This window comes from Streptomyces sp. NPDC006610 (assembly GCF_040611575.1).
Classification (GTDB): domain Bacteria; phylum Actinomycetota; class Actinomycetes; order Streptomycetales; family Streptomycetaceae; genus Streptomyces.
Map to the genome: position 1 here is coordinate 107,918 of NZ_JBEXOP010000015.1, position 17,962 is coordinate 125,879.

A 17,962-nucleotide genomic window follows, 5' to 3' on the forward strand; every position below is an offset into this window, starting at 1 on the left:
CTGATCTCCCCGATCTGATTGGAGGAGAGGCATGCGCCTCTGGCAAGGGCGCGTGCGGGAGCGGGGGGCGAAGTCAGGCCAGGGGGATCACGGGTACGGCGGTCCGCTTGCAGACTGTCTCCAGCACGACCTGCCGGTGGCAGCGGTTCTCGTCCTTTTCGAAGCACAGCACCGCTACTCGCGACTGCCGGGCGTGCTCGGCGAGGCGGTCGAGGTCCGACTGCGCCTCCTCGGACCGGAGCAGGCTGCGGAAGCGCGCCTTGCCCACATCGAGGCGGCCGTCCCAGAACGGTTCCCGGTTGTCCTTGGGATTGCCCAGGCCACGCAGGTGTGTGTACTCGATGCCGGCTTCGGCCAGCGCCTCCCCGAGCCGGGTCTTGCTGAAGCCCTTCTTACGGCTGATCGGCGTGAGCCGGACGTCCGCTACGACGTCGATGCGGCTCTCACGGAGCGAGGCGACGAACGACTCGATGTCCCGCCCCTCGTACCCCGCGGACCAGAGCCCAGGTGCGGCCTTGGTCTCTCGGAAGAGATCGTCGAGGGAGATCTCCAGGGCCTCGGCGACCGCTCCGACGGTGAGGAAACCTGACTGGATCGCCCCCTCACCCTCCAGCCGCGCCAGCGTCCGGACGGCGATCCCCGCCTCCTTAGCGAGCCGCTCCCGTGACCACCCGCGGGCCTCTCGAAGCGCCCGAACTCGCCGTGCGAGAGCGCGGGCGTGGTCATGGGGACGCGCTGCGTGAGGGGCTGCCATGTGCCGTGATCCTAACGGCGGTTCAGGCTGCTGGGCATGTCGTTCCCGGCCGTCTGCAGGGCTGGATTCGCAAACGCGCAGGTCCGAGTGCCCTCGGGTGCCGAACCGCACACACGCCCAGCGGCCACCTCCTGGGAGAAGCCGACCAAGATCTTCTCCCAGGTTTCTCCCAAACGGTCCCCGGAAACCACTCAGGGGCCCGACCCGCTAAGCGGATCAGGCCCCTGACCTGGTACTTCTCTGTCGGGGTGGCGGGATTTGAACCCACGACCTCTTCGTCCCGAACGAAGCGCGCTGCCAAGCTGCGCTACACCCCGATCGTCGGCCGCTGTCGCGGCGACGTCGTTTACTTTAGCCCACCGGTGGCTGGAGACGAAATCCGGTTTTGGCGCGGCGGCGCAGTGGGTTCGGGCGGGTGTGGTCCAGGGCGATGAGGAGCAGGGCCAGGGCGTAGCCGGCGAGGCCGAGGAGGAGGGCGTTGCTCAGGGCCGGCAGGTAGCCGTGGGCGGTGGGGTCGAGGTACGGGGGGACGTGGTCGGGGGACAGGTGGGCGGCGCAGGCCAGGGACAGGGCCAGGTAGGTCAGGGGGTAGAGGAGCCACGGGGCCGCGTGGCGGAGGCGGAGGCGGCCGGGCGTGGTCAGGAGGAGCCAGTCGAGGGCCGCGGCGATGGGGAGCGTCGTGTGAAGGAGCAGGGTCGCCGGCCCGGACCAGGGGGTGGGCGCCGGGAGGAGGTGGTGGACCGCCGCCGTGATCAGCGCGTACAGGAGGGCCGCGCCACTCACCGCCGCCGGGAGTGGCGGGCGGGCCGACCAGGATCGGTACGCCGACGCGGTGAAGGCCAGGGCCAGCAGGATGCCGCTCTGGACCGTGAAGTGGCTCAGGGCGTGGAGCGGGGCGCCGGCGGTGAGGCTGAGGGTGACGCCCGTCGTGGCCGCCGCTGCCGTCAGGGCTCGGCAGGCGGCGGCCACGGGGCGGCGTACCGGCGTCACCACCGCGCTCGCGGGGACCGTCGGGGGGCGCGGCGCGGGCATGCCCGGGATCGCGGGGAGGTCCGGGATGTCCCTGGGTATGGGGGACGTCATGCCCCCAACGGTAGGGAAACGGGGCACACCGGGCGACGCCTGGTACGCCGAGCGGGTCAGCGGCTCTCCGCACCCACCAGCGTCATCAGCGTCGCTTCCGGCGGGCAGGCGAACCGTACCGGCGTGTAGCGGTTCGTACCGCAGCCCGCCGACACGTGCAGGTACGCCGTACGGCCGTCCGCCGAGTGCGTCGACAGGCCCTTCACGCGGTCCGTGTCGAGGTCGCAGTTGGTGACCAGGGCGCCGTAGAAGGGGATGCACAGCTGGCCGCCGTGGGTGTGGCCGGCCAGGATCAGGGGGTAGCCGTCGGCCGTGAAGGCGTCCAGGCTGCGCAGGTACGGCGCGTGGACCACGCCCATCGAGAAGTCGGCCGTGACCGAGGGGCCGCCCGCCACCTCCGCGTACCGGTCCCGCTTGATGTGCGGGTCGTCCACGCCGGTCATCTCCACGGACACACCGTCGATCTTCAGCGTGCCCCGTGTGTTGGTGAGGTTGAGCCAGCCCGCCGCGTCGAAACCGTCCCGCAGGTCCTCCCACGGGTTGTGGATGACGCCGACCGCGGGCGCGTTGCCGTTGAGGCCGTGCTTGCCCTGCGCCTTCTCGATCAGGTAGCGGGCGGGGTTGCGCAGCTTGGGGCCGTAGTAGTCGTTGGAGCCGAAGACGTACGCGCCCGGGAACTCCAGCAGCGGGCCCAGTGCGTCCAGTACCTCCGGGACGCCCTCCGGGTCGGAGAGGTTGTCGCCCGTGTTGATCACGAAGTCCGGGCGCAGGCCGGCCAGCGAGCGCAGCCAGCGCTGCTTCTTGCGCTGCCCGCTCACCATGTGGATGTCGGAGACGTGCAGGACGCGCAGGGGGGACATGCCGGGCGGCAGGACCGGGACGGTCACCCGTCGCAGCCGGAAGGAACGGGCCTCGAACCCGACCGAGTAGACGAGACCGGCGGTCGCGACCGCCGTGATGCCCAGGGGTACTCCGTATCGCGCGCGCATGCCTTCCATCGTGTCAGACCGGCATCGGGTGCGGGCACGGTGCGTCCCCTCCGGCGACCGCCCGTGAAATCAATGGGCGTCCAGTCCTCGGCACCTGCGACAATCGACCTCATGACCACGCTCAAGTCGAAGCTGCAGGAAGACCTCAACGCCGCGATCAAGGAGCGCGACGAGCTCCGCTCCTCGACGCTCCGGCTGACGCTCGCCGCCATCACCAAGGAGGAGGTCGCCGGCAAGGAGAAGCGCGAGCTCTCCGACGACGAGGTCCTCAAGGTGATCACCAAGGAGGCGAAGAAGCGGCGCGAGGCGGCCGAGGCCTTCGCGCAGGGTGGTCGCGCCGAGAGCGCCGAGCGGGAGAAGGCGGAGGGCGAGGTGCTCGCCGCGTACCTGCCCAAGCAGCTCAGCGACGAGGAGCTGAACGACATCGTCGCCCAGGCCGTCGCCGAGGCCAGGGCCGCCGGGGCGGAAGGGCCGCGGGCCATGGGGGCGGTCATGAAGATCGTCAACCCGAAGGTGGCCGGCCAGGCCGAGGGCGGCCGGGTCGCCGCCGTGGTGAAGAAGCTGCTCGCGGGCTGAGCCCGGAGGCCGAGTACTGGGGCCGGTGTGCGTGCTCGGTCCTGTGCGTCCCTGTACGTCCCTGTCCGGACAGGTCCGTACAGGACCCGACAGCTCCGGACCTGTACGGACCCCTACGGCGATGGGGGCGCCCCCTCCTCGAAGGAGAGGGGCGCCCCCATCGCCGTACCGCGTTCCTCACGCACCGCCTACGGCCAGTTGCCGCCGCCGTTCCCGTTGCCGTTCCCGCCGCCGTTGTCGCCGCCCTGGATCCAGCCCTCGGGGATGGTGAAGGTCGGCTCGGGGGTGTCGCCGCCGGTGGTGCCGCCGGCGAACAGGCCGCCGACGGCGCCGCCGTTCCCGCGGCCGTTGCCGTCGCCGTTCCGGTTGTCGTCGTTGCCGCCCTCGTCCTCCCGCTCCTTCGGCTTCTGCGGGTCGGGGATGTCCACGAGGGTGAAGTCGGGCGCGGGCTTGCCCTCCAGCGCGCCGGTCATCATGTCGCGCCAGATCGGGCCGGGCACCTGGCCGCCGAAGACCTTGTCGTGCCAGACGCCGCCGATGGTGATGTCGACCATCTTGCGCTCGTGCTTGGGGTCGCCGACCCAGACGGCGCCGGCCATGTTCGGCGTGTAGCCCACGAACCAGGCCGCGAACCGCTCGTCCGTCGTACCGGTCTTGCCCGCGCTCGGACGGCTGCCCAGGCCGGCCTGCGTGCCCGTGCCGTCCTCGACCACGCCCCGCAGCAGGGTGTTGATGGTGTCGGCGGTCGTCTCGGACATCGCGCGCGAGCACGTCGACTTCGGCACCGCCAGCGACTTCGACTTGTCACCGATCTTCTGGCTGATCGACTCGATGGCGACCGGGGTGCAGTACATGCCGCGCGAGGCGAAGGCCGCGTAGGCGTTGGCCATGGTCAGCGGGGACTGCTCCATGGTGCCGAGCGCGATCGACGGGTTCTGCTCGATCGGGGTGCCGCCGGCCCGCTTGTCGATGCCGACCTTGGCTGCCATCTCGGTCACCGGGCAGATGCCGATCTCGCTGATCAGCTCGACGTAGTAGGTGTTGACCGACTTGGCGGTCGCTTCCTTCATGGCGTACGGGCCGACCTCGGACTCGTTCTCGTTGGCGACCTTGCTGCGCTCCTGGTTCACCCAGGTCTTGCCGTCGCAGGCCGGGACCGGGCTCGGGTACTCCATCTCGTACGGCGAGGCGTAGGACTTCGTCGCCGGCATCCCGCCCTCGATGGCCGCCGCGGCCACGATCGGCTTGAACGTCGAACCGGGCTGGTAACCGGCGCCGCCGCCCAGCTTCTGGTCGACGGAGAGGTTGATCTGCGTCTCGTTCTTGCCGAAGCCGTACGGGCGGGACTGGCCCATCGCCAGGATCTTGCCGGTGCCGGGCTCGACGATCGTCGCGGCGGTGGCCACGTCGTCGTTCTGGTTGACGTGGTCCTTGACCGAGGCCTGCACCGATTCCTGCGCCTGCGGGTCGAGCGTGGTGCGGATGGTCAGGCCGCCCTGGTTCCAGATCTTGGCCCGGTCCTCCTTGGTCTTGCCGAAGACCGGGTCGCCGAGGAACACGGCGCGCACGTAGTCGCAGAAGAAGCCCGCGCCCTTGACCGCCGTGATGCAGCCGTTCTTCGGCTGGCTGACGTTCAGACCGAGCGGCTGTTCCTTGGCCTCGTCGGCCTGCGCGCGGGAGATGTGGCCCACCTCGGCCATGCGCTCCAGCACGGTGTTGCGCCGCTTGACCGCCTCGGCCTCGTCGTTCACCGGGTCGTAGCGGCTGGGCGACTGGACGATGCCGGCGAGGAGGGCCGACTCCTGGAGGTTGAGGTCCTTGGCCGGCTTGGAGAAGTAGCGCTGGGCGGCGGCCTCGACGCCGTACGCCTGCTGGCCGAAGAAGGTGATGTTCAGATAGTTCTCGAGGATCTTCTTCTTGCCCAGCTCCTCCTCGACCTGGATCGCGTACTTCAGCTCGCGGATCTTGCGGCCGAGGGTCTGCTGGGTGGCCTGCGCGACCTTGGTCGGGTCGTCGCCGGCCTCCTCCACGAAGACGTTCTTCACGTACTGCTGGGTGAGCGTGGACGCGCCCTCGGCGACGCCGCCGCTCTGCGCGTTGCGGTTGAGGGCGCGCAGGACGCCCTTCAGGTCGACCGCGCCGTGCTGGTAGAAGCGCGAATCCTCGATCGCGACGATCGCCTTCTGCATGTACGGCGAGATGTCCTTGAGCTCCACCACCGTGCGGTCGCGCGAGTAGACGGTGGCGATCTGGCCGCCGTCGGCGTCGAGGATGGTGGTGCGCTGGCTCAGCGGCGGAGTCTTGAGGTTGGCCGGGAGCTCGTCGAAGCTCTCGACCGAGCCCTTGGCCGCCAGGCCCAGCGCGCCGACGGCGGGCAGGGCGATGCCGGCCGCCACGGCTCCCGCGAGCACACTGACACCGAGGAACTTGGCGGCCTGCTGGGTTGGCGACAGACCACCGCCCGAGCGCTTCTTTGGCATGAGTGCAGCCTAATCCGAAGTCATGAGCGAACCGAAGGAGCGGTCGGCGCTCGGGATGTTCGAGTGCCGAATCGCCTGGATTGTGACGTCTGGGGGAGTGGGGTGTTTGTCGAGTGGCTGGTCGTCCGGCGACCGGGGCGGGCGGAGGGCGGAGGGAACGGGGAAGAGGGAGGTCGTGCGTCTCGGCGGCGGGGCGAGTGGCGGGGTGTGCGGACCTTTCCATTCGCCGGACACACGGGCAGGCCTTGGCCTAAGCTGCTCTCAACTGTCACAGCAGCAGGACCATGTATTCCATACGTCCGGCGACCCCGAATCGTTCCGGACCCCCCGGCTTTTTTCCGGCATCCGCTCTGGCGCAACTGAATCGCCCCGGTATGCCGGGATCGTCGCGCATGTCGCGGGCTCACTCCCCCGGGTGATCTGCCGCTTACCCATAGTCCGTTCGGACCATTCAAGATTGGGCCCGCTGGGGGTGTTGCGCTGTGCCCACCTTCCGTAACGTCCTCAACTGGCGGCGGTGAATATGCCGCTGCCGCCGTGGGGGAGCCTCGATTCGGGAGAGGACGGCGCCGGTATGGGCTGGGTAACCGACTGGAGTGCGCAGGCGGCCTGCCGCACTACCGATCCGGATGAACTGTTCGTTCAGGGAGCAGCGCAGAACAGGGCCAAGGCGGTGTGCACCGGATGCCCGGTGCGGACCGAGTGCCTGGCCGACGCGCTGGACAACCGCGTCGAGTTCGGCGTGTGGGGAGGCATGACGGAGCGCGAACGCCGCGCGCTGCTGCGCAGACGGCCCACCGTCACGTCCTGGCGCCGGCTCCTGGAGACGGCGCGGACGGAGTACGAGCGCGGGGCAGGGCTCGTACCGCTCGACAACGACGAGGTGTACGAGAACTACGCGGCGGTCGGCTGATCCCGAGCCCGGCGCGGGAATCCCCTCGGACTTCCGTCGCCCAGGTGCAGGCTCCGCTCCGTCGGACTTCCGTCTCCGCCCGGTCGGACCTCCGTTTCGGGCAGCTCCTGCCGGTTGGTCAGACCTCCGTCTGCGGCAGCTCCTGATGGTTGGCCGCGAGCCGGTGCCCGATGTCCCGCAGACCCGCGAGGTCGTGGACGTCGCCGGGGAGCGCGGCCACCTCGGTCACCGCCACCTCGGGGTGGCGGGCGGTGAAACGGTCACGCGTGCGCTGCTCCCGCGCGAGCAGGTGCATGCGGTCGGCGTGCAGCCTCAGCAGGCGTGCGGTGAGCCGGTCGACGGACCGCTCCGCGTCGTCGGCACCGTCCGCGGAGTCGCTCGGGGCGGCATCCGCGAGGTCGCCTGGAGCGGCGTCCGTGGCCAGGTCCGTGACGGCCGGGTCCGTGGCGGCGGGGGACTCGCCGGAGGGCCGGGCCGGGGAAGCCGGGGACGTCGCGCCGGACTCGTCGGGGGATTCTGAACTGCCGTGCAGGGCAGGGGAGTTGCCAAGTACTGCTTTCCCGCCCCGCTGATCCACAATGCGAGGCTCCTCAAGATTTTCCGCGGCGGTGAGCGCCCGCTCGGCCGACAGCCGGTCGGCGCCGCTGCCGTGGACCCGGTTGAGCACCAGCCCGGCCAGCGGCATGTCCTCCGCGGCCAGCCTCTCCACGAAGTACGCGGCCTCGCGCAGCGCGTCCCGCTCCGGGGCCGCCACCACCAGGAACGCCGTCCCGGGCGCCTGGAGCAGCTTGTACGTGGCGTCCGCGCGCGTGCGGAACCCCCCGAACATCGAGTCCATCGCCGCCACGAACGTCTGGACGTCCTTCAGCAGCTGACCCCCCAGCAGCTTGCCCAGGACGCCCGTCATCATCGACATGCCGACGTTGAGGAACTTCATCCCCGCCCGGCCGCCCACCTTCGCAGGGGCCAGCAGGACGCGGATCAGCTTGCCGTCGAGGAAGGAGCCGAGCCGCTTCGGCGCGTCCAGGAAATCCAGCGCCGAGCGGGACGGCGGGGTGTCCACGACGATCAGGTCCCACTCGTCCCGGGCCCGCAGCTGGCCCAGCTTCTCCATCGCCATGTACTCCTGCGTGCCCGCGAAGCCCGCCGAGAGCGACTGGTAGAAGGGGTTGGCCAGGATCGCGGCGGCCCGCTCGGGGTCCGCGTGCGCCTCGACGATCTCGTCGAAGGTGCGCTTCATGTCCAGCATCATGGCGTGCAGTTCGCCGTCGCCCTCGATGCCCTTGACCCGGCGCGGGGTGTTGTCGAGGGAGTCGATGCCCATGGACTGGGCGAGCCGGCGCGCCGGGTCGATGGTGAGCACGACGACCTTCCGGCCGCGCTCGGCGGCGCGCAGGCCGAGCGCCGCGGCCGTGGTGGTCTTGCCGACGCCGCCCGCGCCGCAGCACACCACGATGCGGGTTCCGGGGTCGTCCAGCAGCGGATCGACGTCCAGCACGCGCGCGGGCCCCAGACGGGGACGGGCGGGGTCGGACTGCTGGGCCGGGTCCGGGCTCATGACATCCCCTGCTTCCGCAGCTCGGTGGCCAGTTCGTACAGGCCCGCCAGGTCCACGCCCTCGGCGAGCAGCGGCAGTTCGTGCAGCGGCAGGCCCAGCTCACCGAGGACGGAGCGCTGTTCGTGCTCCAGGCGGTAGCGCGCGGCGTACTCCTCGGCCTGCGCGAGCAGCGGGTCCACCAGCCGCTCGGCGTGCTGCCCGCGGCGGGCGCCGCCCAGCCCCGCGGCCGACAGGGACCGGGCCACGTCCCCGCGCCCGACGGACCGCACCAGCTCCAGGTCGGCGGGGTCGAGGACCTCCGGCCGCACCATGTTCACCACGACGCGGCCCACCGGGAGCCGGGCGGAGCGCAGCTCGGCGATGCCGTCCGCGGTCTCCTGGACGGGCATCTCCTCCAGCAGCGTCACCAGGTGCACGGCGGTCTCCGGGGACTTGAGCACCCGCATCACGGCCTGCGCCTGATTGTGTATCGGCCCTATCTTCGCCAGTCCGGCGACCTCGTCGTTGACGTTGAGGAAGCGGGTGACGCGGCCGGTGGGCGGGGCGTCCATGACGACGTAGTCGTACACGTACCGGCCGGCCTTGTCCTTGCGGCGGACCGCCTCGCACGCCTTGCCGGTCAGCAGGACGTCGCGGACGCCCGGCGCGATGGTGGTGGCGAAGTCTATGGCGCCGAGTTTCCTGAGGGCGCGGCCTGCGCTGCCGAGCTTGTAGAACATCTGGAGGTAGTCCAGAAGGGCCAGTTCGGCGTCGATGGCGAGGGCGTACACCTCCCCGCCGCCCGGAGCGACCGCGATCTTCCGCTCCTCGTAGGGCAACGCCTCTGTTTCGAAGAGCTGTGCGATGCCTTGCCGGCCCTCGACCTCGACGAGGAGCGTCCGCTTCCCCTCCGTGGCGAGGGCCAGCGCGAGGGCGGCGGCGACCGTCGTCTTACCGGTCCCGCCCTTGCCGCTGACGACCTGGAGCCTGCTCACGTATTCGAGCGTAACCAGTCGGCGCCCGAACCAACCGGGAGGCTGTGGACAACTCGGTGCCGGGCGGGGCCGGGCGGGCGGGGCCGATACAGTCGGGCCATGACCAAGTGGGAATACGCAACCGTTCCGCTGCTCGTCCACGCCACGAAGCAGATTCTGGACACCTGGGGCGAGGACGGCTGGGAGCTCGTCCAGGTGGTGCCCGGGCCGAACAACCCCGAGCAGCTCGTGGCCTACCTGAAGCGGGAGAAGCAGGCGTGAGCGCGGTCGAGGCGAGGCTCGCCGAGCTGGGCCTCGCACTGCCGGAGGTCGTGCCGCCGCTGGCCGCCTACCAGCCCGCCGTGCGGTCGGGGCCGTACGTCCACACCGCCGGCCAGCTGCCGATGGTGGACGGCAGGCTCCCGGTCACCGGCAAGGTCGGCGCCGAGGTCACCCCGGAGGAGGCCAAGGACCTCGCCCGCATCTGCGCCCTGAACGCCCTGGCGGCCGTCAAGTCCGTCGCCGGCGACCTGGACCGCATCGCGCGCGTCGTGAAGGTCGTCGGCTATGTCGCCTCCGCCTCCGACTTCACCGGCCAGCCCGCCGTGCTGAACGGCGCCAGCGAGCTGCTCGGCGAGGTCCTCGGCGACAAGGGCGTGCACGCGCGCAGCGCCGTGGGCGTGGCGGTGCTGCCGCTGGACGCCCCGGTCGAGGTCGACATCCAGGTCGAGCTGACCGACGCCTGAAGGCCGTAGCAGGCTCCCGTGCGGGCGTACGGGGGTTCTCCCGCGTGGGGCGGTCGTACGAGGCTCCTGTACCGGGGTGCGGGGGCCCGCGGGGCCTTCGTACGCGACCCCGCGCGGATGATCGCCTCTCTCGAACATCCGCGCACTACGGGATAGCCTCCGCCCATGGCGAACGGTCAGTGGTACCCCCCGGAGTGGCCGGACCGCATCCGCGCGCTGGCGGACGGCTCCCTGACGCCGGTGCCCCCCAGGCGCGCGGCCACGGTCATGCTGCTGAAGGACACCGGCGACGGCCCCGTCGTCCACATGCTGCGCCGGCGCGCCTCCATGGCCTTCGCGGCGGGCGCGTACGCGTACCCGGGCGGCGGAGTCGACCCCCGTGACGACGAACGCCACGTCGGCTGGGCGGGCCCCGCGCGCGCGTGGTGGGCGCGGCGGCTCGGCGTCGGCGAGGCGGAGGCGCAGGCGATCGTCTGCGCGGCCGTACGGGAGACGTACGAGGAGGCGGGCGTCCTGCTGGCCGGGCCCGCTCCCGACGCGGTGGTCGGCGACACCACCGGGCCCGACTGGGAGGCCGACCGCGCCGCCCTGGTCGCCCGTGAGCTGTCGTTCGCCGAGTTCCTCGACCGCCGCGGCCTCGTCCTGCGCTCCGACCTGCTGGGGGCCTGGACCCGCTGGATCACCCCCGAGTTCGAGTCGCGGCGCTACGACACGTGGTTCTTCGTCGCCGCGCTTCCCTCCGGCCAGCGCACCCGCAACGCCTCCACGGAGGCCGACCGGACCGTGTGGATCCGGCCCGCCGAGGCCGCGGCGTCGTACGACGCGGGCGAGCTGCTGATGATGCCGCCGACCATCGCCACGCTGCGCCAGCTGATGCCGTACGGCGCGGCCGCCGAGGCCCTCGCCGCCGCACCCGGGAGGGACATGACGCCCGTCCTGGCCACCGCGCGGCTGGTGGGCGACGAGGTCGTGCTCTCCTGGCCGGGCCACGACGAGTTCACCCGGCACGTCCCGGCCCATCCGCGCCCGCAGGGCGACCTGGCCGGCCCGAGCCCGGAAAGCGGCCCTTCCGACCGCGGCCCGCAACCCGTCCCGACCCGCCCCGCCGACGTCCTGGAAGGTCCCTCCGCATGACGGACGCAGCAGCCCTCCCCGGTCAGCCGCGCGGCGGTGCCCTCTCCGGTCCCGCCACCCCGCGCGCGGTCAACGTCCTCGCACCCAACGCGTCGGCGATGACCCTGGACGGCACCAACACCTGGATCCTGTCGGAGCCCGGCTCCGCGCAGGCCGTCGTCGTGGACCCGGGCCCGCTGGACGAGGGTCACCTCGCCCGCGTGGTCGACGTCGCCGAGCGGGCCGGCAAGCGCGTCGCCCTCACTCTGCTCACCCACGGCCACCCCGACCACGCGGAGGGCGCCGCCCGCTTCGCCGAGCTGACCGGCACCAAGGTGCGCGCCCTGGACCCGGCGCTGCGGCTGGGCGACGAAGGGCTCGCCGCCGGGGACGTGATCACCGTGGGCGGACTGGAGCTGAGGGTCGTGCCCACGCCGGGGCACACCTCGGACTCCCTGTGCTTCCATCTGCCGGCCGACCGGGCCGTCCTGACCGGCGACACCGTCCTGGGGCGCGGCACGACGGTCGTGGCGCACCCCGACGGCCGCCTCGGGGACTATCTGGACTCCCTGCGCCGGCTGAGGTCCCTCACGGTGGACGACGGCGTCCACACGGTCCTGCCCGGTCACGGGCCGGTCCTGGAGGACGCCCAGGGGGCCGTCGAGTTCTACCTCGCCCATCGCGCCCACCGCCTCGCACAGGTCGAGACGGCGGTCGAGGACGGCTACCGCACCCCGCACCAGATCGTCGCCCATGTCTACGCGGACGTGGACCGCTCCCTGTGGCCGGCGGCGGAACTGTCCGTCCGGGCGCAGCTGGACTACCTGGAGGAGCACGGGCTCATCTAGAGCCTTCGCCCCCCGCCCGCGCGCCGGCGCCGGGCGCGTTACCGCGACCGCTTCGCCAGCCGCTCCACGTCCAGCAGGATCACCGCGCGGGCCTCCAGGCGGAGCCAGCCGCGCTGGGCGAAGTCCGCCAGGGCCTTGTTGACCGTCTCGCGGGACGCGCCGACCAGCTGGGCCAGCTCCTCCTGCGTGAGGTCGTGGACGACGTGGATGCCCTCCTCGGACTGCACGCCGAACCGGCGGGACAGGTCCAGCAGGGCGCGGGCCACACGCCCGGGGACGTCCGAGAAGACGAGGTCGGACATCGCGTCGTTGGTCTTGCGCAGCCGGCGGGCGACCGCGCGGAGCAGGGCGGAGGCCACCTCGGGGCGGGCGTTCAGCCAGGGCTGGAGGTCGCCGTGGCCGAGGCCGAGCAGCTTGACCTCGGTGAGGGCGGTGGCGGTCGCCGTGCGCGGGCCCGGGTCGAACAGCGACAGCTCGCCGATCAGCTCGCCGGGGCCGACGACGGCCAGCATGTTCTCGCGGCCGTCGGGCGACGTCCGGTGCAGCTTGACCTTGCCCTCGGTGACCACGTAGAGGCGGTCGCCCGGGTCGCCCTCGTGGAACAGGGAGTCACCCCGCGCGAGGGTCACCTCACTCATGGAGGCGCGCAGCTCCGCGGCCTGCTCGTCGTCGAGCGCCGCGAAGAGCGGATTGCGCCGCAGAACGTCGTCCACGAGTTATCTCCTTGTCGACCTGCTCACAGGGGTCCTGCTCCCCCGTCTGCCAGGGGACCGTGGTGCCCATTTTGCCGGACGGTCCACACAGTGTGATCTGTCACAAGGATGCCGCACCGGTGTGCCGGGGTACGCGGCAGGGGGCCAATTGGGGGCCGGTCCCCGAGGGCCGGGGCGGATGTCGGTGGCGGGCCGTAGGCTGGCCGGGTGTCCAAATCGCCGGTGAGAGCACAGGCCGAGGGAGCTGCGCGGGTGGCCGTACGTCGTGATTCCGCTGTGGGCGAACAGGGTCCGAGTGGCGGTAAGAAACCGACAAAAACATCAAAGACGGCAAAGGTGGTGTCGGGGAAGAAGTCGGCGCCCCGTAAGAAGGCGGCCGAGGCAGCGGCGTCGGCGAATGCCGCGCAGGCTCGGGGCTCGGCCGCCGAGGGCGCTGCGGTGGCGAAGGTCCGCCCCGCCAAGAAGGTCGCCGTCGCTCCCAAGAAGGCGACCGCCGCCCTCGTGGGCGCCCCGCCCGCGAAGACCGTCGCGCCGAAGCCGCCCCGCGACGAGTCCCGCACCGCGCTGGTGCGCCGCGCCCGCCGGATCAACCGCGAGCTCGCCGAGGTGTACCCCTACGCGCACCCGGAGCTGGACTTCGAGAACCCCTTCCAGCTCGTCGTGGCCACGGTGCTGTCGGCGCAGACCACCGACCTGCGCGTCAACCAGACGACCCCGGCCCTGTTCGCCAGGTACCCCACCCCCGAGGACCTGGCCGCCGCCAACCCCGAGGAGGTCGAGGAGATCCTCCGTCCGACCGGCTTCTTCCGGGCCAAGACCAAGTCGGTGATAGGGCTCTCCAAGGCCCTGGTCGAACAGTTCGGCGGCGAGGTCCCCGGCCGCCTGGAGGACCTCGTCACGCTCCCCGGCGTCGGCCGCAAGACCGCGTTCGTGGTGCTCGGCAACGCCTTCGGCCGCCCCGGCATCACCGTCGACACCCACTTCCAGCGGCTCGTCCGGCGCTGGAAGTGGACCGACGAGACGGACCCCGACAAGATCGAGGCCGCCGTCGGCACGCTGTTCCCCAAGAACGACTGGACCGACCTGTCGCACCACGTCATCTGGCACGGCCGCCGCATCTGCCACGCCCGCAAGCCCGCCTGCGGCGCCTGCCCCATCGCCCCGCTCTGCCCGGCCTACGGCGAGGGCGAGACGGACCCGGAGAAGGCGAAGAAGCTGCTGAAGTACGAGAAGGGCGGCTTCCCGGGCCAGCGGCTCAACCCGCCGCGGGAGTATCTGGAGGCGGGCGGCCGGCCGGCCCCGCCCCTGGGGGCCGGATGACGGAACGATCGGGCGGTGGCCGGTCGTTGGCAGTGAGAGAGCGGGGGTGGCGATGACACGAGCGAGCGAGACGCGGGGCCCGGTGACGCTGAGCAAGGAAGGGCTGCCGGACTGGCTCGACCCGGTGGTGCGGGCCGCGGAGACGGTCGAGCCGCTCCAGCTGAGCCGTTTCCTGCCGCCGGACGACGGCGCGGGCCGGCAGTCCGCCGTCCTCATCCTGTTCGGCGAGGGCGCCCGCGGCCCCGAGCTGCTGCTGATGGAGCGGGCCGGATCGCTGCGCTCGCACGCCGGGCAGCCCGCCTTCCCCGGCGGCGCCCTCGACCCCGAGGACGGCGACCCGCTGGGCGACGGACCGCTGCGGGCCGCCCTGCGCGAGGCCGAGGAGGAGACCGGCCTGGACCCGGCGGGCGTGCAGCTGTTCGGGGTGCTGCCCAGGCTGTACATCCCGGTCAGCCAGTTCGTGGTGACGCCGGTGCTGGGCTGGTGGCGGGAGCCGAGCCCGGTCGGCGTGGTCGACCCGGCCGAGACGGCCCGGGTCTTCACCGTCGCCGTGGCGGATCTCACGGACCCCGCCAACCGCGCCATGGCCGTGCACCCCCTGGGCCACCGCGGTCCGGCATTTCTGGTCGAATCGGCCCTCGTCTGGGGCTTCACCGCCGGGGTCATCGACCGGCTGCTGCACTACGCAGGCTGGGAGAGACCCTGGGACCGCGACAAGCTGGTCCCACTCGACCGGCGGTCATGACAGGGTGACCTTCGTGGTGTGTGTCCCGGGGGACGCCGGAGTGACGAGGCGAGGCTTGAAGCGGTGAACGTGCTGGACATCCTGTTGCTGGTCGCCGCCGTGTGGTTCGCGATCGTCGGTTACCGCCAGGGCTTCGTCGTCGGCATCCTGTCGGTGATCGGATTCCTGGGCGGCGGTCTCGTCGCCGTCTACGCGCTGCCCGTCGTCTGGGACCTGCTCACCGACAACTCCGAGGTGAGCACGACCGCCGCCGTCGTCGCGGTCGTCGTCGTCATCGTCTGCGCCTCGGTCGGCCAGGCGCTCACCACCCACCTCGGCAACAAGCTGCGCCGGCACATCACCTGGTCCCCGGCGCGCGCCCTGGACGCCACCGGCGGCGCCCTGGTCAACGTGGCCGCCATGCTGCTCGTGGCCTGGCTGATCGGCTCCGCCCTGGCCGGCACCACCCTGCCGACGCTCGGCAAGGAGGTGCGCAGCTCCAAGGTGCTGCTGGGCGTCTCGCGGGCGCTGCCCGCGCAGGCCGACACCTGGTTCGCCGACTTCTCCGCGGTCCTCGCGCAGAACGGCTTCCCGCAGGTCTTCAGCCCGTTCTCCAACGAGCCCATCACCGACGTACGGCCGCCCGACCCGGCGCTCGCCGGCAGTCGGGTCGCCGCGCGCGCCCAGCGGTCCATCGTCAAGGTGATGGGCACCGCGCAGAGTTGCGGCAAGGTCCTGGAGGGCACCGGCTTCGTCTTCGCCGAGCGCCGCGTCATGACCAACGCGCACGTCGTCGGCGGCGTCGACGAACCCACCGTGCAGATCGGCGGCGAGGGCCGGCGCTACGACGCGACGGTCGTGCTCTACGACTGGGAGCGCGACATCGCCGTGCTCGACGTGCCCGACCTGTCCGCGCCCGCGCTGCGGTTCACCACCGACGACGCGGCCAGCGGGGACAGCGCGATCGTCGCCGGCTTCCCGGAGAACGGCGCGTACGACGTGCGCTCGGCGCGCGTACGCGGGCGCATCACCGCCAACGGCCCGGACATCTACCACCGCGGCACCGTCCGCCGCGACGTCTACTCCCTGTACGCGGTCGTGCGCCAGGGCAACTCCGGCGGCCCACTGCTCACGCCCGAGGGCGAGGTCTACGGCGTGGTCTTCGCCAAGTCGCTGGACGACGCCGAGACGGGGTACGCCCTCACGGTGGACGAGATCCAGGAGGACATCGCCGCGGGCCGTACGGCCAATCAGCAGGTGGACAGCGACAGCTGCGCCCTGTGACGACGCCCGGCCGCCCCGCGGCGGACCGCCGGCTCAGCCGCGCGGATGGCGCAGGCGTACGGAGACCCAGCGCGCGCGGCGGCGCAGGATGCGCGGAATGCCCACCCGGGGGTCCGTGCCCACCAGTTGGGGCGAACCTCCCTGCCGGTGAGAGCTCGGGCCCGTGGCCGAGCGACGGTTGCGTGCTGCTGCGTCACTGAAGTCGTGCGTCCAGCCCATACCTCGACGTCTGCCCCCGCCCGAAGGTCCATAACCGCCTGGGGGGCGCTCATTTGGCCTATGCGCCGGGCAAGTGGGCGTTCGTACGACAGGCGTACCGGTCCGTATACCGGGCGTCATGGCCGGATCACCGGTCGGGTTCGGGATCTTTCAGCCAGTTGACGAGTTCGGTGGAGAACGCCACCGGGTCCTCCTCGTGGGGGAAATGGCCGAGACCGTCGAACAGCCGCCAGCGGTAGGGGGCTTCGACGTACTCGCCGGAACCGGCGGCGCTGCGGGTGCGGATCACCGGATCGAGGGAGCCGTGCAGGTGCAGCGTGGGCACGCGCACGGGGCGCTTCATGCGCCGGTTGAACTGGATGCCGTCCGGGCGGGCCATCGACCGCACCAGCCAGCGGTAGGGCTCGACCGAGCAGTGCGCCGTCGACGGGATGCACATCGCCCGCCGGTACACCGCCACCGCGTCGTCCTCCGGCAGCCGCGGCCCCGACCACTCCCGGATCAGCCGGCCCACCAGCGCGCCGTCGTCCGCGACCAGTTGCCGCTCCGGGATCCAGGGCCGCTGGAAGCCCCAGATGTAGGAGCTCGCGGCCGTCTGCCGGACGTCGGAGAGCATCGCCGAGCGCCAGCGCCGGGGATGCGGCATCGACGTGACCGCCAGCCGCCGCACCAGCTTGGGGCGCATCACGGCCGCCGTCCACGCCAGATATCCGCCCAGGTCGTGCCCGACCAGCGCGGCGTCCGGCTCGCCCAGGGAGCGGACCACGCCGGTGATGTCCAGGGCGAGGTTGGCGGGGTCGTAGCCGCGCGGGGTGCGGTCGCTGCCGCCGACGCCCCGCAGGTCCATGGCGACGGCCCGGAACCCGGCATCGGCGAGCGCCTCCATCTGGTGCCGCCAGGCCCACCAGAACTGCGGGAAGCCGTGCACCAGCATCACCAGCGGCCCGTCGCCCACCTCCGCGATGTGGAAACGCGCGCCGTTGGCGGCGACGTCCCGGTGCGTGACCTCCTGCCCGCCGGGCAGGTCGAGCCGTACGGCCGAGGCGGGCTGCGCCGAAGGAGTGCCGGGTTCCGTCATGAGGACGAGCGTGCCACAGCTTCGACGGCCTTCGGGGAGCGGTCCGCGGGAGAGCCGGTCAGCTCGGGCCGCTCGGGTCGCGGATGCGGCTTGGCGTTCTGCAGGACGCCCGCCGTCTCCTTCACCGACGCGGCCACCTTCTGCGGGCCCTTGCCCCTCTTCGCCTTCTTCGCGAACACCACGCCGATCAGCGCGAGGAATCCGGCGATCAGCACGTTCGCCGCGAAGGACAGCAGGAAGCAGACCGCCAGGTTCCAGTCGCTCCAGGTGTGGATGCCGTACGCGAGGGCGAAGTTGAGCATGGGCAGTGAGAACAGCAGCAGCACGCCGGCCGCCATGAAGGCCCCGCCGCTGGTCGCACCGCGCTTGACGTCCTGCCTGAGCTGGGCCTTGGCCAGCGCGATCTCGTCGTGCACCAGCGCCGACATCTCGGTGGTAGCCGTGGCGAACAGCTGGCCGATGCTGCGTTCGGCGCCGACCGGGCTGCCGTCGGGTGCGCTCATCGCGGTTCTCCCTCTTCTGCGGACCGTCCCGTCCGCGCGTGCTCGTGCCTGCCTGCGTACGGTCGCGTGCTCGTGTGCCCGCGTACGGTCCCGTCTTTTGTACCGTCT

19 protein-coding genes and 1 tRNA gene are annotated in these 17,962 nt (G+C 71.8%); 9 read left to right on the plus strand and 11 right to left on the minus strand.

Annotation, left to right across the window (positions count from 1 at the left end; all coding sequences use genetic code 11):
• Nucleotides 1-73 precede the first annotated feature (73 nt).
• From ABZY13_RS15065 to ABZY13_RS15080, 4 genes are all read right to left on the minus strand, one after another.
• A complete protein-coding gene (locus ABZY13_RS15065) occupies nucleotides 74-754 on the minus strand; it encodes a DUF488 family protein (protein ID WP_356630620.1) in 681 nt (226 codons plus the stop codon).
• A 243-nt stretch (nucleotides 755-997) separates the two neighbouring features.
• Nucleotides 998-1,071, minus strand: a tRNA-Pro gene (locus ABZY13_RS15070).
• Nucleotides 1,072-1,105: 34 nt separating this feature from the next.
• Nucleotides 1,106-1,837, minus strand: coding sequence for a Pr6Pr family membrane protein (locus ABZY13_RS15075; protein WP_356630622.1), 732 nt, complete (start codon nucleotides 1,835-1,837; stop codon nucleotides 1,106-1,108).
• Between the two features lie 56 nt (nucleotides 1,838-1,893).
• Entirely contained in the window at nucleotides 1,894-2,826 is a 933-nt protein-coding gene (locus ABZY13_RS15080; RefSeq protein ID WP_356630624.1) for a metallophosphoesterase, read from the minus strand.
• A gap of 111 nt (nucleotides 2,827-2,937) precedes the next feature.
• Between ABZY13_RS15080 and ABZY13_RS15085 the strand changes: the two genes are divergently transcribed.
• Nucleotides 2,938-3,402: a GatB/YqeY domain-containing protein gene (locus tag ABZY13_RS15085; protein WP_356630626.1), complete on the plus strand. Its 465-nt coding sequence runs from the start codon at nucleotides 2,938-2,940 to the stop codon at nucleotides 3,400-3,402.
• A gap of 188 nt (nucleotides 3,403-3,590) precedes the next feature.
• On the opposite strand, the gene ABZY13_RS15090 is transcribed toward ABZY13_RS15085, so the two are convergent.
• Nucleotides 3,591-5,882 carry a transglycosylase domain-containing protein gene (locus ABZY13_RS15090; RefSeq protein ID WP_356630628.1) on the minus strand — a complete coding sequence of 764 codons (2,292 nt, stop codon included), beginning with the start codon at nucleotides 5,880-5,882 and terminating at the stop codon, nucleotides 3,591-3,593.
• Nucleotides 5,883-6,456: 574 nt separating this feature from the next.
• Between ABZY13_RS15090 and wblA the strand changes: the two genes are divergently transcribed.
• Nucleotides 6,457-6,795, plus strand: coding sequence for a transcriptional regulator WblA (gene wblA / locus ABZY13_RS15095; protein WP_356630630.1), 339 nt, complete (start codon nucleotides 6,457-6,459; stop codon nucleotides 6,793-6,795).
• Nucleotides 6,796-6,913: 118 nt separating this feature from the next.
• Here wblA and ABZY13_RS15100 read toward each other — a convergent pair whose 3' ends face one another.
• Together ABZY13_RS15100 and ABZY13_RS15105 are read right to left on the minus strand one after the other, a co-directional pair.
• Entirely contained in the window at nucleotides 6,914-8,353 is a 1,440-nt protein-coding gene (locus ABZY13_RS15100) for an ArsA family ATPase (RefSeq protein ID WP_356630632.1), read from the minus strand.
• The gene (locus ABZY13_RS15105; RefSeq protein ID WP_356630634.1) at nucleotides 8,350-9,327 is read right to left on the minus strand and encodes an ArsA-related P-loop ATPase; all 978 of its coding nucleotides are present in this window, start codon (nucleotides 9,325-9,327) and stop codon (nucleotides 8,350-8,352) included. The genes ABZY13_RS15100 and ABZY13_RS15105 overlap by 4 nt, the downstream gene beginning before the upstream one ends.
• 99 nt (nucleotides 9,328-9,426) lie before the next feature.
• Between ABZY13_RS15105 and ABZY13_RS15110 the strand changes: the two genes are divergently transcribed.
• The 4 genes from ABZY13_RS15110 (at nucleotide 9,427) to ABZY13_RS15125 (ending at nucleotide 12,013) form a co-directional block, all read left to right on the plus strand.
• A complete protein-coding gene (locus ABZY13_RS15110) occupies nucleotides 9,427-9,588 on the plus strand; it encodes a DUF4177 domain-containing protein (RefSeq protein ID WP_003975360.1) in 162 nt (53 codons plus the stop codon).
• A complete protein-coding gene (locus tag ABZY13_RS15115) occupies nucleotides 9,585-10,052 on the plus strand; it encodes a RidA family protein (RefSeq protein WP_356630636.1) in 468 nt (155 codons plus the stop codon). The genes ABZY13_RS15110 and ABZY13_RS15115 overlap by 4 nt, the downstream gene beginning before the upstream one ends.
• A gap of 165 nt (nucleotides 10,053-10,217) precedes the next feature.
• The gene (locus tag ABZY13_RS15120; RefSeq protein ID WP_356630638.1) at nucleotides 10,218-11,186 is read left to right on the plus strand and encodes an NUDIX hydrolase; all 969 of its coding nucleotides are present in this window, start codon (nucleotides 10,218-10,220) and stop codon (nucleotides 11,184-11,186) included.
• Entirely contained in the window at nucleotides 11,183-12,013 is an 831-nt protein-coding gene (locus tag ABZY13_RS15125) for an MBL fold metallo-hydrolase (protein WP_356630640.1), read from the plus strand. Before ABZY13_RS15120 ends, ABZY13_RS15125 begins: the two co-directional genes overlap by 4 nt.
• Nucleotides 12,014-12,051: 38 nt before the next feature.
• Here ABZY13_RS15125 and ABZY13_RS15130 read toward each other — a convergent pair whose 3' ends face one another.
• Nucleotides 12,052-12,726 (minus strand): Crp/Fnr family transcriptional regulator, encoded by a 675-nt coding sequence (locus tag ABZY13_RS15130; RefSeq protein WP_031115987.1) that lies wholly within the window; start codon nucleotides 12,724-12,726, stop codon nucleotides 12,052-12,054.
• 336 nt (nucleotides 12,727-13,062) lie between these two features.
• Between ABZY13_RS15130 and nth the strand changes: the two genes are divergently transcribed.
• The 3 genes from nth (at nucleotide 13,063) to ABZY13_RS15145 (ending at nucleotide 16,054) form a co-directional block, all read left to right on the plus strand.
• On the plus strand, nucleotides 13,063-14,046 hold the full coding sequence (nth, locus tag ABZY13_RS15135) for an endonuclease III (RefSeq protein ID WP_356630642.1): 984 nt from the start codon (nucleotides 13,063-13,065) through the stop codon (nucleotides 14,044-14,046).
• Between the two features lie 52 nt (nucleotides 14,047-14,098).
• Nucleotides 14,099-14,791, plus strand: coding sequence for a CoA pyrophosphatase (locus ABZY13_RS15140; protein ID WP_356630644.1), 693 nt, complete (start codon nucleotides 14,099-14,101; stop codon nucleotides 14,789-14,791).
• A 63-nt stretch (nucleotides 14,792-14,854) separates the two neighbouring features.
• On the plus strand, nucleotides 14,855-16,054 hold the full coding sequence (locus ABZY13_RS15145; RefSeq protein WP_356630646.1) for a MarP family serine protease: 1,200 nt from the start codon (nucleotides 14,855-14,857) through the stop codon (nucleotides 16,052-16,054).
• 33 nt (nucleotides 16,055-16,087) lie between these two features.
• On the opposite strand, the gene ABZY13_RS15150 is transcribed toward ABZY13_RS15145, so the two are convergent.
• The 3 genes from ABZY13_RS15150 to ABZY13_RS15160 all read right to left on the minus strand — a co-directional run bounded on the left by ABZY13_RS15150 (nucleotide 16,088) and on the right by ABZY13_RS15160 (nucleotide 17,854).
• Nucleotides 16,088-16,273 (minus strand): hypothetical protein, encoded by a 186-nt coding sequence (locus ABZY13_RS15150; protein WP_356630648.1) that lies wholly within the window; start codon nucleotides 16,271-16,273, stop codon nucleotides 16,088-16,090.
• Nucleotides 16,274-16,400: 127 nt separating this feature from the next.
• Complete coding sequence (locus ABZY13_RS15155; protein ID WP_356630650.1) at nucleotides 16,401-17,351, minus strand: alpha/beta hydrolase; 951 nt, start codon at nucleotides 17,349-17,351, stop codon at nucleotides 16,401-16,403.
• Nucleotides 17,348-17,854 carry a phage holin family protein gene (locus tag ABZY13_RS15160; protein ID WP_356630652.1) on the minus strand — a complete coding sequence of 169 codons (507 nt, stop codon included), beginning with the start codon at nucleotides 17,852-17,854 and terminating at the stop codon, nucleotides 17,348-17,350. The genes ABZY13_RS15155 and ABZY13_RS15160 overlap by 4 nt, the downstream gene beginning before the upstream one ends.
• Nucleotides 17,855-17,962 lie beyond the last annotated feature (108 nt).